Below are 14834 nucleotides of genomic sequence, written 5' to 3'. Positions count from 1 at the left end.
TAACCTAACGAATTGGTTGCGAACCCTTTGTTTTCCAGAAGAAAAAAAGAGCATGCAAATTGAAACTATCCACACAAAAATGATTAAAGTCGCTAGCAAACTAGTTAAATCAGGAAGGTCCCTTTATTTTAAATTATCTTCCAGTTTTGTGTACCAGAAATTCTTTTGGAACGTACTTCGGCGAATTCAAAGCATAAAATTCTAGATTGAACCAAGGGGGACGTCTGCCCAAAATCCGACTAATTCCAACTAGATCAGAGAAAATCACATCAAAAGAAGAGAAAACACCTATCCTTTTTCCAATCATATTGAAAAGAAGACCTTTTGGGTTACATATTTAGTTTAGCAAGGAAGTATGAATAATTCAGGTTAAAGTATATTGATAGACGGTTTAAATCCTCCTGAGGTAAATCAGCATAATTAATTTGAAGTTCATGAGTACTTTCGAGTTTCTGAATCAATGTTTTAACAAATGCTAGTTGTTTTGCCGGCATTCAGATTTCATCATAATTTTAGGGTTAATGGTAGCTTCAATAGAATCCGTATAGATCCCTTTTTTAACCCATTGAAGATCTTCACTAGATAAATTAGACCATTCTCCCTGTAATCTCTTATTGGCAAAATGTTTATGAAACACAACTTCTGTCTGAGTGTGATTACCCGATTTTATTAAGAAGATCAATGGATGTTCGAACGGAAGCTTCACAATGAGTAGATTCATTCTTTTTTCTATATGTTTTGTTTTGCCAATTTTAAACGTACCATTCATATGTTCCTGTGCAAAAAATATATTTCCAAGATGTTCGCCTTCAGGATAAGGAGAATCAATAATTTGTTGAAGGATTGATTGGTCAGCTTCGAAACGAGAAACTTTTTGAGTTTTAATTACGACCTCTGGTGTCGTGCTTGCTGTTGGATGCTGAAATTTTTGTATGAAATTGTTTAATCACAGCTTTCTAAGAGATTTTCAATGATGATGGAAATAACTAACCAGCTCAATATCTAGCGTTATATCGGAAAATTAAAGAAACATAAATACATTTTTTGGTTTTTGAAATGAAAATTGTGGGGTTTCTTAATAAAGGGTAACCTTCCTGGTAATTAACATAGTTTATTGGAGAACGAGGGCGCTGGTTCACTTTTTTTTATGCATTTAAATGGTCAGAGGTTCATTTGTCCTGAGCCTAGAAGTAGTATAGATAGCTTATAATTCAATAATTAATAATGTATTAAACTAGGGGTGTTGATTATCCATTTTCAGGAAGAATGATTTTGTGGAAAAATAGTGAAGGGAAAAACGATTGTAAATGGATGAGTTGGTGGTATATCTGTAAAGTCGGCGATAAATCTAGAGAAGTTGGTGATAAAAACTGAAAAGTCGGTGATATCTACCTATTTGAGCCCCTTTTTTCCTGATTGCAGGGATAATTTTTCTCTTAAAGCTAATAATTACTGGAAAATCTTCATTTTAAGAAGAGATACGGTTGTAAAGGGATGAAAATAGAGGATATTGTAGAGAACTTAGAAGAGAAATGTGATTCTCCATTTGAAATTGATGTCATGCGTATGATCGTTGCCTAAGGATATAAAATTCAACCTCAAGTTAAGGTAGGTAAATATCGAATTGACTTTGTCATTGAAGGAATCAGAGACCGCCTGGCCATTGAGTGTGATGGTGAAAGGTGGCACGGACCTGAAAAATGGGAAGAAGACTTGCAACGTCAATATGACCTGGAACGAGCAGGATGGAAGTTTTGGAGAGTTAGGGGAAGACAATTCTATTATGATCGAGTGGCTTCATTGGAAAGTCTATGGGAGAAGTTAGAGGAGTTAGGTATTGAGCCTAACCTCATAGAAAATTCTGAGGAGCAACAGACTCTAAAAGAAAATAGACCTAAAATTGAACGAGTATACTAGAAGGCTCGACCTACTCCTGTCACCAGAGAAAATGAAAGAATAAACCAATATGTAAATTCTCTTAATGGGCAAAAAGGGTTAGACTTGTCTGGATATACTGGGCTATCTAAAGGGTCTTTTGAGCAGATTGCATTGTTTGAAGAGGATAGTGAAATCACTGAAAATGACCATCAACCTTCAAATTTCTCTTTACTGAATTATTTAAAACAGAGAAAGTTAAAAGTGATCGATCTACGAGAAAAAGGTGGTAACCTGTAAGTAGTGTGTGGAGAAGAGATGGGTACTTTAAAAGAAGAATTTGATAAGATGGGTATAAAGTTTAACTATACTCAAAACAAGAGTAAGTCTACAAATTATATGCCGGGTTGGTATTCTTCGTATAAGGATTAATTCTAGAAGCTTTTGACAACGTGATGCCTATCACTACAACCAGGTACAATGATGTTATAAAGCGAGCATTTCCCTCCTATGCAGGGAAATGCTCGCTTTTTGTCGAATGGACTAACATAGATAAACACAAGGAGGAATCAACATGTCACACTGGATTTTTCAAGGAAACCCACAGCGGTTTACGATAGATAATGAGAAATACCCACATCTTCACGATTTTAATAATTATGTGAAGGAAGGGAAGGTCATTGATTGGAATATAAGGCAAAAGCAACACGCGCAAGATGTAAAAATTGGTGATCAAGTATTCATTTGGAGATCGGACGGAGAAGAGAAGAACAGTGGGGGTATTATTGCCCTTGCAGAGATCATTTCAGAACCTTCGATTGGGGAAAATGAAGCTCCTTCCGTTGAGTTACGTGTACAGGAGTGCAAGTTAACTCAAGAGGAAGGGATGCTTCCAAGATATAAGCTGAAAGAGGTTCCGGAAACGAGCCAACTCTTAATCATACGTGCACCTCAAAGTACAAATTATAAACTGACGGAAGATGAATATACTTATCTCAAATACTTTTGGGATCATCGGAAAGGGTTAGATGAGAAAGCGGAAATGAACACCGTAGAACGTTACCTGCATTATTATAAACAAAAAGCAACGGACTTTTTAACTGAGGTTGAATACATAACCAAAGCATATGACTACTTTCAACAGTATCGAAATCCTGATTTCATCAGAGGTATGGAGTGGGAGGATTTCCAAAAGATTGGGGACCATGTAAATGCTTTTCGTATGGCCATTGCTCGCAGCCGTGCACTTGGTAAATTAAATGCTCCTTTGGAGAAGTACCGTGAAAGTTTTCATTATCTTGTCCATGGACAGGATCCTATTGATATAAGAATGAATCGATTTTTGCATCATCCTGATTATAAGCTGTTTGGAATCGGGGCGAATGCTCTTTCTGAGATTGTGGGGAATATTTTCCCTGAGGAGTTTTGTTTTTATAATCAAAGGGACAGAGTTGCTGTAGAAAATGTGATAGGGATTGATCCTCAGTATAAGCGTGGAGATTCTTTTTCACAGAAGGCTTTGAAGTTCCAATTTGCTTTGAGAGATCATGAGATTGCTAATAAGTATGAAATGATTGTAGGGCGACAAACGGACCTTCCGATTAACTATGAAGTGGATCAGTTTTTTAGTTTCGTATTCGAAAAAAGCAAGATGAAGGTGGACTTAGAAGAGGAAGAGGTCGGGGTACGCTATTGGTTACTAGCGGCAGGTGAAAAGAATAAGTACTGGGAAGATTTCAAAAAGGAAAATCGGATATCCATTGGCTGGAGAAAACTTGGTGACCTGCGGAAATATAAGGATAAAAGAGAGATCACGGAGAAGTTAAGAGAAATCTATAACATCGAACATACTCCAACCAATGATGCTTTGGCAAATGAACAATTTGTCCGAGAAATGAATGAGGGAGATATTGTTCTAATCAAACAGGGGATGAACAAACTCATTGCAATGGGAGAAATTGCCTCACCTTATCTGTATAATCCTGAAAACGGCGACCACCACTCCTATCGGGAAGTTGAATGGCAACGTGAGGGAGATTGGGACGTATCGGATTTACCTCTTAATATGAAAACGCTAACGGATATTACTGATTATGAAGATTTCCTTACAACCATCTTAAATAGGATAGAAGTAAGAGAGCCTACTGCTGCATATGAAACAAAGGACGACGAAAAGCTGGAAGCAAAACCATACACAGTAGACCATATTAAAGCAGAAGTTTTTATGGACTTAGAGAAAATTGAGGATGCCATAGAATCCCTAGAATATAAGAAAAACATTATCCTTCAGGGACCTCCTGGTGTAGGAAAAACGTTCGTTGCAAAACGGTTAGCCTATTTACACATGCAAAAAAGACAACCGGAAAACATCGAGATGGTACAGTTCCATCAATCCTATTCCTATGAAGAGTTTATTAGAGGGTTCAAACCGAATGAAGAGGGACATTTTTCGCTCCAAGATGGATTGTTTTATTCTTTCTGTGAGAAAGCAAAGAAGCAGCCTGAAGAAAACTTCTACTTTATCATCGATGAAATAAACCGGGGGAATCTCTCTAAAATATTCGGCGAAGTCATGATGTTAATAGAAGCAGACAAACGGGGGGCCGATTATTCCATTAAACTCGCCTATAGCAAAGGTGATAAAACCTTCTCTATCCCGGAAAATGTATTTGTCATTGCTACGATGAATACAGCGGATCGTTCATTAGCGCTTGTTGATTATGCCTTAAGAAGAAGATTTGCCTTTATTGAACTCATCCCTGGATTTCACACTCCTGCCTTTGAGGAACACCTGAAAACAAGAGGTATTAGCAAGGGGTTTGTTGATAATATCAAGACATTTATGCAGGAAGTAAACTCTGAAATATCCAGTGATGTAGTGAATCTAGGGAAGGGCTTTGAGATAGGTCATAGCTACTTCTCACCTGGGATAAAAATAGAAGACGAGCAGGCCTGGTACGAACGAATTATCCGACTAGAGATCAGGCCTCTACTAGCGGAATACTGGTTTGATCAGGAGGACAAGGTAGATGACCTTATCCGAAAATCCTAGCAGGATCCCGATTAAAAACATTTACTATATGCTTACCTATGCTTGGAGCCATCCTCATGAAAAGAACTTCATTTCTGTATTGAGGAAAGATGAAAAAAGCCTGATCAATCTCCTAAGCAAGGTGTTGATTATAAAAGTAAAAGCCCTTATTAAAAAGGGCTTTTACAAAGAATACATCCAGACTCAAGATGAATCAGGCATCATCCGGGGGAAAATCCTTTTCAAGGAATCCCTCCAAACCTTCTCCCGTAGAAGAGGGAAGATGCATATTCTTGAAGACAATATGACTCACGACTTTTTGCATAATCAAGTGATCAAAACCATTTTGTATCACTTATCAATGCAGAAGCAACTAGAGAAGGAGTATCGGGATGAAATCACAAAGGTACTCCCCTTTTTCAGTGGCATTTCTCTAATAAAGATCTCAAGCAACTTATTTAAGGAATTTAGTCTTCACCGGAATAATCAGCACTATCAGTTTCTACTAAACATTTGCCAGTTTATCTGGGAAAATACCTTGCTTCATGAATGGGAAGCTGAACAACTCTTTCAGGACTTCTCTCGTGAACATCAAAAAATGGCGAAACTGTTTGAGGACTTTGTGAAGAATTTTTATCGAAAAGAAATAAAAGGATCGAAAGCAAAGAGTGATATACTCCATTGGCCGGCTGAAGGAAAGGACAAAGAGCTTCTACCAAAGATGACGACGGACATTTCTTTAGAATTTGAAAATAGAAAAATCATAATCGATACCAAATTTTACAAAGACATATTCTCTCAGCATTGGGAAAAGGAGACCGTTCGCAGTGCACATTTGTACCAAATGTTCTCGTATCTAAAGAATGATGAATATTTTACTGGGAAGAAAGCGATTGGTATCCTTTTATACCCAAAAGTTTATAAGGAAATCGATTTGAATTATGAAATGCATGGGTTTGGTATTAGAGTCTGCACGTTGGATTTGAACCAGTCTTGGGAAGGGATTCATGAGAGGTTGTTAGGGATTGTTGGTTAGTTATTTTTACTGTAACATTGAAAGTTTGGGGTTAGATAGGTGGAAATTGAAGGTTATCTAAAGAGGTAACATTAGTTGGAAAAAGGTGAGCGTACGTTAAAAGAGGTATCAGTGAAGTAATTTGTAAACAGATTAGAAAACATTCTTCAGGACGCTATCTATATGGAAGAATGCCAAAATGGAAAAGGAGACAGATCCTTTGTCCCATGCCTATGAGTATCAAAGATAGCTTTTTTTCAATATATAGAATGGGGAAAAGGAACCTCTTTCCCCAGGTAACTGGTACCACGTGGTAGGACAACACGACAAAAAGGTTGTTTTAATTAATGCTATTGTCTAAAAATCATACAATAGGATCCTCCTTGATGAACATTAAATAGAGCATAGAAGAGAAAGAATTGGATTATAATTCACGAAGATACTCAAAAATCAGCTTCTTCGCTATTTAGTATTTAGTCTAAAATCTTGTATAGCTGTCCATGCTTGGTAGAAACTACGAAAATACCTAGGAGCTGATGGCGTTAAGGGAGATTTTAATGTATTCGAAGCTGCTTTAGAAATACCTTAACCTTGGGTACGTTTTTCATTATGAGTTGGCAAAAGAAGATAAAGAACTTCACATTTACCTCATTTTCCGCTAATCACCATTTGTCGAAAACCCAAGTTAGCTTTTGATAATTTGCGACTTATTTTCCTTGAATTCAACAGGAAATTTTCTATATTAAACAGTGAGAAAGAAAGGTGTTTTTTTTCGTATACCCTTCGACAAAGGACATCGACAAAACCTACTATCCAGACACCTTCCTTTCTAGAAAAATGGTTTCATCGAGACCCAGCCACCGTAGTATTTGGTGTGTTTTTTCGGGAATTTTCGCTATTTTTTGTTTTTCCTTCGTGACTGGATGCTCATATTCAATGACCAACACGTGATCAAATTGCTCTAAAATGGTTTTCCCTGTCGGACGGTAAAAATTTTTGCCATACAGTCGTAGGGGTGTTTCTTCCTCATCGATTTTCACTCGGACACGACGCTGCAGTAAGGCATAGATCAGAAGCCCGACGACGAACACATAGCTTAACCCAAGGACTCGTACATCGTTTTTTAAGAATACACCATGAACGAAATACGGATGTTTCAAGGCACGAAACAGATTTTCTACATCGATTTGCGATTTGTAGCGTTTCAATAACCCCAGACTACTGGTTTCTTTTTCGCGACTCACATTACTGATTAGGACAAACGTACTTTCCATTTCACGTGCTTTTTGGATTTGTGCTTCATCCTCGTTCACCGTAAATTGGCCTGTATAGTAAACATCTGGAATGAGGGTCTCCGTCTTGGAAGGTCGTCCTCTTCTTCTTTTTACCTTTTCCATCTTGCTTACATCAGCTGTGAGTTGGTGGTATTTAAGCGGTGTAGCCAACTGGTGTTCTAATTGAGCGGAGGCATCTTCCAGGCAATGATACTCGATCTGACTCCAGCTTTTCATCGCTTTTTCTATTTTCATTCGTTCGTTGGCGATGTCACGAGTGATTTTTTTCTGCTTTCGTTGATCCAAAGCAGAAGAGTGTACCACAGCGAAACGGTAGGTCCGATCATACAATTCGGCGGTCATCCCTTGAATTCGATAGGTGGCTGAATTCTTCTTGTCCGAGAGAGTGCCCACCTGGACCCAATCTGCTTCGTTCTCGTAGGCAAGCTGTTTCAGTTTTTTACACAGACCGAAGTTTTCCGGAAAGCGGCTGATAAAGGGGCGTTGACCGAAAATGTCTAGATTCTCTTTCGTGACCACAGCTGAATCGGCGATAGTGATCATCGATTGAAGCGTTTCGGGTGGAAGAAGATCCTTCATGCGCAGAGCCATCTTTCCATTCCATTTTTTATCGGATGTGTTTCCGTCCATAACATCAGCGAAAATCGGGAGACCCTGAACACTGCCTAATCCAAACATCAACTGTTTTAAATCCGGACGGCGTTCCTTAGAATGACCATAATCAATTCGGAGAGGGGACTCTTCGGAATCAGCCGTCTCATAGGCGCCCTGAACAGAGAGGCTCGTTGTATCAAAGTGAGCGTGGTCGAGGAGGATCCCTTTCTTCTCCAAGGCCCGCCCCAATCGGTCATCGTTAAAATCTTCCGCTTGCCAGGGCTTGTCAAAGAGATTGGAAATATCCATTCAAAGATTCAAAAATTGGAGGAGACTCCCTAGCTATGGTGAATGGCTAGGGCTTAATTGTATTAATTCCTTTATGAAAAGCTTCTATTTTAAATGTAGTGAAGAAGAACTACTCAAGATAGGGTTGTTTCTTCGTTATCCAGAAAGCATAGATGTTCAGAACGGTCTTTAGCTATTGGGCGCTAATCTGAAATTCAGATTAGCGTCATTTTTTATTTCAGGCCAGATTCAGGAGTAAGGAATTGCCTATATACCGTACATTTGAAATAATCGTTATTAAGTGAAAAAATGATAAAAAGTATGCTGTTTTGTTAGAAGAGTCATTTTTTGACTAAAATTCAATTGCTCTATTTAGTAACTATAGTTTTGTGATGTTTGTGATAAAATTGCCTACATACAACAAAATTTTAAAAAAATGGTTCCGAAAACACGACGATATTGGAGGGGAAATATGAAAACAACAGTTGAGTTCTTGGCAGAATGGGCAGAAAAGGAAGCATGGAAAATCCACGTTTATAACAAAGTCACAAAAAAAGGGATATTAATTCAACAAAACTGTTAGATGAAGTGTTACACCTAATGAAAATAAATAAAACAGTTGATGTTGATAGGGATTCCGCTATGAGTAGCGAACAGTTCGAAGGGAATAGATTGACTATAAGTGAAATAAAGTCTCCCAAAAATGTTAATGCTTTATCAGGAGATGCTCAATCCTCATTGGGAAAAAACCTTAATGTGGTTTATGGGGAAAATGGTTCGGGAAAATAATCGTAAGTTCGTATGTTCCGTAAATTAGCAGATCAATATTTCACATCAGAAAAAAATTTAACTATATTTCCGAATGTTTATAAGGAAGATTCAGCGGAAGAACATTTACCTCAAACGGTTAGAGTTACATAACAACTGAATGACAATACGAAAAATGACCTTGTGGATATAAATAAACCACATACTGAGCTTTCCAAAAATAAATGTTTCCGATAGTGAATCTGTTCTTCCTGTGATTAATAGTGATACTACATTTAGTATCCTACCAAAAGGCTTTGAGAAATTCCAAAGGGTTTCGGGTTTGTTGGATTCTTTTCGTAAGGAGATATCAACCTATATATATGCTGAAAAGGAGAAGCAGGATAAGATTTTTTTTGATTCTTCTTTCGATTTTATTCGTGGAGAGCTAGATAAAATTCTGGAGGAAGTTAAGGATTCAAAAAATATAAAAGAATATCTTGAAAATAATTATCCACGTAGCGATTCATATGAAGAGGTAATTAAAGAGATAGATCTTCAAATCAAGGAATTAGAATCTTCTCACCCAAAAGATAAGATTACTATTTTGACAGCCCAATGACTAAACTTAGATCAATTAAAGACTCATTTAAGAAATTGGCAACAATATTAAATAAATAAAACATAGAAAATGTCAATGTGCTAATTAAAGATTACGAGAAAAAAATACAAGAATAGCAAGAGTTTAATGAAACTTTCCAAAAAAGTGTGTCTTTTCTTGAAGAGGTAAATGATGATTGGTTAGAGTTCATTAAGATGGGCAAGAAGTATTATAAATCCATTAATCATGATCATGTTCTTGAAGGGGAGTCTTGTATTTTTTATAGCCAATTACTTGATTCATCGAGTGTGAATGTTGTTGAAGCCAATTTTAAACATGCTGCTCATAGTAAAAAGGGATTATAAATCTCAATTGAGAGAGAAATTCTCAAACACGATACAAATAATATATCGATTAATTTTTCTGAAGAGGAGGCCGCCTTGTTTGAAAGTGAGAAGTTTTTAGGGAGAATTAAATCGGCTCTTCAAATTGTCAACCGCAATAAAGAATTGTTTAGCTCCCTTCTTAACTCTAAACAAAATAGTACTGATCAGGTGTATTTGAATTTAACCGATGTTATTGAAGAAATTAATCAGGAATTAGATGTATTAGATAGTAGAGTAGAAAACTTAAAGAAAACGAGTTCAGAAGCTGGTAAAATTATAGCTTCCCTTAAGGAGGTAAGAGAAACATTAAAAAAGAATGAAAAACTTCATTCTTCACAGAACTCCTTTGTAAGATGGTTTGATATTCAGAAGACAATTGAAGAATACAGTAAAGCGAAAGGGGGATTTTCCGCAAATTCCTTAACCCAAAAACAATCTGAGGCTTTTCAACAAATTGTTCAAGCTGAGTATTTTGAAACATTTGAACGTTTTGCTAAGGAACTTAAAGTATCAAATATTGATCTAAGGTTTATTCCTAAAAAGGGGGAAGCTTTAAGAAAAAAATTTGTTTCTTCTGAGGAGTATAAGGTATCTCAAATTATGAGCGAAGGTGAACAAAAATCTGTAGCAATGGCTGAATTCTCTGCTGATTTAACTATGCGTAAAGATTTAAATACAGTTCTTTTTGACGACCCTGTAACCTCATTGGACTATAAGCGTTCAGAAATTATAGCAAATTTAACGAAGAAAATATACCTATTTAAGAGAATTTCAGTCAAGACCTGAGTGTTGTGTGAATTTTAACATTCTGTGTTTATTACTTCCGTCTTTTTTTGAAGAAATAGAACGGTTTAAAGATTAAGGAGAATGTCTAGTGATTAAAATAAGAAATGTCAAAACCATTATTACCGCACCAGAAGGAATCGATTTGGTTGTTGTGAAAATTGAAACGTCAGAACCAGGCTTGTTTGGTTTAGGGTGTGCTACTTTTACACAACGATCTAAGGCCGTTTTTTCAGCAATTGAAGACTATTTAAAGCCATTTTTAATTGGTAAAGATGTTCATCGTATTGAGGATATTTGGAATACTTCCATGGTGAGTGCCTATTGGAGAAATGGACCCGTATTGAATAATGCTTTGTCTGGAATTGATATGGCACTTTGGGATATTAAGGGTAAAATTGCGGGGTTACCACTGTACCAATTGTTTGGAGGAAAAAGTAGAGAAGGGGCTGCTGTTTATATCCATGCTGATGGGAAAGACAAGCAGGAAGTTGAATCGAATGTTTTGAAGTTTAAGGAGCAAGGATATCGCTATATTCGTTGCCAAATGGGACTTTATGGGGGCGAAAATCAAGAGATGGTCAAGCCTGAAGGAGCCCTAAACGGTGCCTACTATAATCCGAAAGTTTATATGAGAGATGTTGTTTCTATGTTTGATCATATTCGTGGCAGTGTAGGATATGAGATTGAATTATTACATGATGTTCATGAAAGACTTGCTCCGATTGATGCAGTGAATTTTGCTAAGGACCTAGAACCGTTTAAACTCTTCTATTTGGAGGATGCGTTATCACCAGAACAGATGGATTGGTTTAAGTATTTAAGAAGTCAATCTTCCATTCCTTTAGCCGTTGGTGAATTGTTTAATAATCCAAATGAGTGGATTCCGCTTATTAAGGAAAATTTAATCGATTTTATTCGTATACATATTAGTCAAATTGGAGGCATTACGCCTGCTCTGAAGATGATTTCCTTAGCTGAAGCATTTGGTGTGAGGACAGCTTGGCATGGCCCAGGTGATGTGTCGCCAGTAGGACATGCGGCTCATGTTCATCTGGACATTTCTGCAACAAATTTTGGGATTCAAGAGTTAAATCCATTTAGCGAAGAGCTTTTAGAGGTTTTCCCGGGAACTCCTGAAGTGAAAAATGGTTATGTGTATCCAAATGAAAAACCAGGATTAGGAATAGATATTAACGAGGAACTTGCTACAAAATATCCAAGTCTTGACCAATTACCAACATGGACATTGTCACGTTTACCTGATGGAACTTCTGCGAGACCATAAATTTGGGGCAAGTACCATCCCGGAGTTGTTAAACGGAGGGGGAAACGAACCTGTTTTTTACCTCCCTTCTTGCGCTTGGCACTAGCAAAACAGGAGACAAAAGTGAGAGATACTATTAAATAATTTACATAGGGAGTGATGTGAAGGTGGAAGAAATTATTATCTATGAATATGAAGAAAGATTACGGAAGGCTGGGGTAAATGGGGATGTAGAAAATCTCGATAGACTTATCAGTGATGACCTTTCATTTGTCAGCCCCGTTGGACAAATTACAACTAAGGAGGATGATATCGTATCTCATCGGTCAGGGATCTTGAACATTACTGAATTTACATTTTACCCCCATGTCGAAGAATTTAAATTTTCCAGACAATACGATAGCATCACAAGGACTTTTTGACTACTGTTTTTATAATGATGTGATTGACAAGGATTATAATCACTGTGGAATAGGATGTGGAGAACGCGGACAGTATGGTGGAGGTTATGCCATAAATACCATTGATATTTGTTGTTATAACCATGATTTGTGTTATCACACAGAATGGGAAAATGTATCTTGCTGTGACTATGACTTAATCATCTGCGCCGACCGCAACTAATCAGAAGATGTCGAATCTTATAATTTAATTTACGGTTATATCATACTTAAGTGCATATAAATGGTAAAATATAAGAAACTTTAAAAAAATCTCAAAATCTCACTTAATTACTGAGATTTTGAGAGTTGGTATTCGTCAATCATATAGTCATTATTCTTGTGACAAATGCGTTTACATGAAATAAGCTGATTTTTGCTCCATCTGTAAAAAAAAGTGTTCCTAAATCGAATTGGTGTTGTGAAAATGAAAAGATAGATATTAAGGGGACGGTTAAGCAGATTCAGTTTAAGAGTGCGCGGCGGAGAGTTCATCAGTTTCTTTGAGATAGCCAGCTTGTTCCTGCTAACTTATTAATAAAGCGTCAACTCAAGCCGTATTTGAGGACACGCAATTAAAATTGGAACCTATATGTTCGCATATCAGAGAAATTAAAGCTATTTAGTAGGGTCAGTCAGATAACCTATAAAAGTGAAGGGCAATCGTCATCAAAACAAAACCATCTGCTTAGCTAGCAAGATAGTAAATATTACTAGAAAAAATCGATAACAGAAGAATCAATTGGGTAAGCGATGCTAATAAGAAAATATCGGATTAACCCCCCCAGGGACACAAACTATTTTTTAAAACTTTTAATGAGTATCCCTTTTACTCAGAATGACTTTTTCAATTACAGAATTTAAATTAAAAACTATCCAAAAACCACTGTTTTTTGGATAGTTTTTTTAAGCTAAGTCACCAGCAAACGAGTAACCTTTCCCGGTTCTGAGTTAGTGGAATAATCATTAAACTTTTTTATTGACTGTTGACTTGGTCCATTCTTTATCGTTTGGACTGAGGTGAAAAAAGTGAATAAACAACAATTTTTAGAGGTGTATCGAGAGTTCTCCCATCGTGTTATCACGACGAAACTCATTAAGGCTCTTGCAGGAAGTGCCGATCATGTGATTGCGGCCATGTTTATTAATTCGGGTGTTTTAACTGCGCTGACTTTAATTACCCTAATGCTCTTTTTTCATTTTCGTTTATGTTTGTGTCATGTTTAAGCTCGTATATTGGACTATTAATAGGGAAATAAGAGTTTAAGAAGGAAAATCAATCTCCAAGGTTTATTGGGGAGGGAAAAAGGGACAGTCCCTTTTTCTTAAGAGTTGGGGTCAAATAGCAAAAAGGTCAATCACTCAATGAAAAATTCATCTATGATTAATTAGATGATGAGCCGTGAAACATTGCTGTGAAACAAGAAATTTCGAGGAGCGACAGGCACCTGTTGAGGAGAGGTGAATATGGGGAAACTAGGGACGAAAGGGAAATATTTATACATCTTATTCGCAGTTAGTTTTATTATTTGGGGGAGTATCATTGTCTATAATGGTTATAAACCAAAGGTTGGACCGATTGGGGACGGTCCAAATTATACTCAGGTTTGGTTTTTATTTTTCTTGTTATTATTTTTTTCTTTTTGGGCTATTATCAAATTTATTTTGCTAGTCATAATGGAGAAAAAAGAACTACAAAAAGAATAGGGAGAGATTCCTGTAATGGTACCAGGGACAGGGGAACAGGCTCCTCGGCCCACCAAATATTTATAAATAATTCAGAAACTGGTCAAGGTACCAGTGTTATATAGTTAGTAAAAGCATTTGAATAAGCAAATGGGATTATAGTTCTTAGAAAATAGTGGATCGGAGAACGGGGGATATTTCCTCTTGTTATGATGGCGACTCAAAAGTTGAACGAAATCTAAGCTGGATAGCTAAGCGCAGTATTGTCGAACTGTACCGAGATGCTTGGCGTTTTAAAAGAGTTAAAAAGAACTATAGAATTAGAGTACCAGGGGGACAGTCCCTCTGGTACTCTGCCTTTAAGACTACCGATCAAAGCTATCGAAAGAAGAGGCAACTTATGCCATGAACATTCTCACTCACGCTGATTTCGTCATCTTTAATAGACTAGATAAACTGCCTGTGTTGATTGTAGAAGTCGATGGACATGCTTATCATGAAAATAATCCGAATCAGATGAAACGGGATGTTATGAAGGATGAAATACTGAAAAAGTATGAGATTCCAATTATCAGAATGAAGACGACTGGGAGTGGGGAAGAGGTACGGTTGAGGGAGAAGTTAAAGTTAGTTAGTAAGGATAATCCTTCTTAGTTTTATAATTAATAGTTAGTATTGCGTGTGGGGAGTAATCAGTTCATATTTATACATCGGCTGGAGGAAAGGAATGAGGTACTATCCTTTCTCCTCAAAGAATGACGTAACCAACATACCAACTAGGGAGTCATAGACAATCGACGCATTTCGTTTTACAATATTTACATAT

Annotated in this window: 14 protein-coding genes and 1 pseudogene; 13 read left to right on the top strand and 2 right to left on the bottom strand. The window is 36.9% G+C overall.

Annotated elements, in window-relative coordinates; all coding sequences use genetic code 11:
• Positions 1–205: transposase (locus U8D43_RS16530; protein ID WP_335872293.1), on the top strand; the 205-nt coding region annotated here is incomplete at its 5' end.
• A 270-nt stretch (positions 206–475) separates the two neighbouring features.
• On the opposite strand, the gene U8D43_RS21085 is transcribed toward U8D43_RS16530, so the two are convergent.
• Positions 476–769, bottom strand: a complete 294-nt coding sequence (locus tag U8D43_RS21085; protein WP_442893623.1) for a GIY-YIG nuclease family protein — start codon at positions 767–769, stop codon at positions 476–478.
• Positions 770–1590: 821 nt separating this feature from the next.
• On the opposite strand from U8D43_RS21085, the gene U8D43_RS21080 reads away from it, so the two are divergent.
• From U8D43_RS21080 to U8D43_RS16520, 3 genes are all read left to right on the top strand, one after another.
• Positions 1591–1917, top strand: coding sequence for a PDDEXK-like endonuclease domain-containing protein (locus tag U8D43_RS21080; protein WP_442893624.1), 327 nt, complete (start codon positions 1591–1593; stop codon positions 1915–1917).
• A gap of 532 nt (positions 1918–2449) precedes the next feature.
• A complete protein-coding gene (locus tag U8D43_RS16525) occupies positions 2450–4927 on the top strand; it encodes an AAA family ATPase (protein ID WP_335872292.1) in 2478 nt (825 codons plus the stop codon).
• Complete coding sequence (locus U8D43_RS16520; protein ID WP_335872291.1) at positions 4905–5942, top strand: 5-methylcytosine restriction system specificity protein McrC; 1038 nt, start codon at positions 4905–4907, stop codon at positions 5940–5942. Before U8D43_RS16525 ends, U8D43_RS16520 begins: the two co-directional genes overlap by 23 nt.
• 788 nt (positions 5943–6730) lie before the next feature.
• Here U8D43_RS16520 and U8D43_RS16515 read toward each other — a convergent pair.
• Positions 6731–8059, bottom strand: a complete 1329-nt coding sequence (locus U8D43_RS16515) for an IS1634 family transposase (protein ID WP_442893622.1) — start codon at positions 8057–8059, stop codon at positions 6731–6733.
• A 639-nt stretch (positions 8060–8698) separates the two neighbouring features.
• On the opposite strand from U8D43_RS16515, the gene U8D43_RS16510 reads away from it, so the two are divergent.
• The 9 genes and pseudogenes from U8D43_RS16510 to U8D43_RS16470 form a co-directional block, all read left to right on the top strand.
• Positions 8699–8887 (top strand): hypothetical protein, encoded by a 189-nt coding sequence (locus U8D43_RS16510; RefSeq protein ID WP_335872289.1) that lies wholly within the window; start codon positions 8699–8701, stop codon positions 8885–8887.
• 304 nt (positions 8888–9191) lie between these two features.
• Positions 9192–9467, top strand: coding sequence for a hypothetical protein (locus U8D43_RS16505; protein ID WP_335872288.1), 276 nt, complete (start codon positions 9192–9194; stop codon positions 9465–9467).
• 194 nt (positions 9468–9661) lie between these two features.
• Complete coding sequence (locus U8D43_RS16500) at positions 9662–9811, top strand: hypothetical protein (RefSeq protein ID WP_335872287.1); 150 nt, start codon at positions 9662–9664, stop codon at positions 9809–9811.
• Between the two features lie 75 nt (positions 9812–9886).
• The gene (locus tag U8D43_RS16495; RefSeq protein WP_335872286.1) at positions 9887–10618 is read left to right on the top strand and encodes an AAA family ATPase; all 732 of its coding nucleotides are present in this window, start codon (positions 9887–9889) and stop codon (positions 10616–10618) included.
• Between the two features lie 88 nt (positions 10619–10706).
• The gene (locus U8D43_RS16490) at positions 10707–11903 is read left to right on the top strand and encodes an enolase C-terminal domain-like protein (protein ID WP_335872285.1); all 1197 of its coding nucleotides are present in this window, start codon (positions 10707–10709) and stop codon (positions 11901–11903) included.
• A 146-nt stretch (positions 11904–12049) separates the two neighbouring features.
• On the top strand, positions 12050–12304 hold the full coding sequence (locus U8D43_RS16485; RefSeq protein ID WP_335872284.1) for a nuclear transport factor 2 family protein: 255 nt from the start codon (positions 12050–12052) through the stop codon (positions 12302–12304).
• A 1047-nt stretch (positions 12305–13351) separates the two neighbouring features.
• A complete protein-coding gene (locus tag U8D43_RS16480) occupies positions 13352–13549 on the top strand; it encodes a hypothetical protein (protein ID WP_335872283.1) in 198 nt (65 codons plus the stop codon).
• Between the two features lie 240 nt (positions 13550–13789).
• A complete protein-coding gene (locus U8D43_RS16475; protein WP_335872282.1) occupies positions 13790–14029 on the top strand; it encodes a hypothetical protein in 240 nt (79 codons plus the stop codon).
• A 375-nt stretch (positions 14030–14404) separates the two neighbouring features.
• A pseudogene (locus tag U8D43_RS16470) lies at positions 14405–14662 on the top strand (DUF2726 domain-containing protein); the annotation flags it as partial.
• Positions 14663–14834: the final 172 nt, after the last annotated feature.

Source organism: Bacillus sp. 2205SS5-2 (assembly GCF_037024155.1).
GTDB lineage: Bacteria > Bacillota > Bacilli > Bacillales > Bacillaceae_K > Bacillus_CI.
This window is presented reverse-complemented; position numbering and strand designations above follow the sequence as displayed.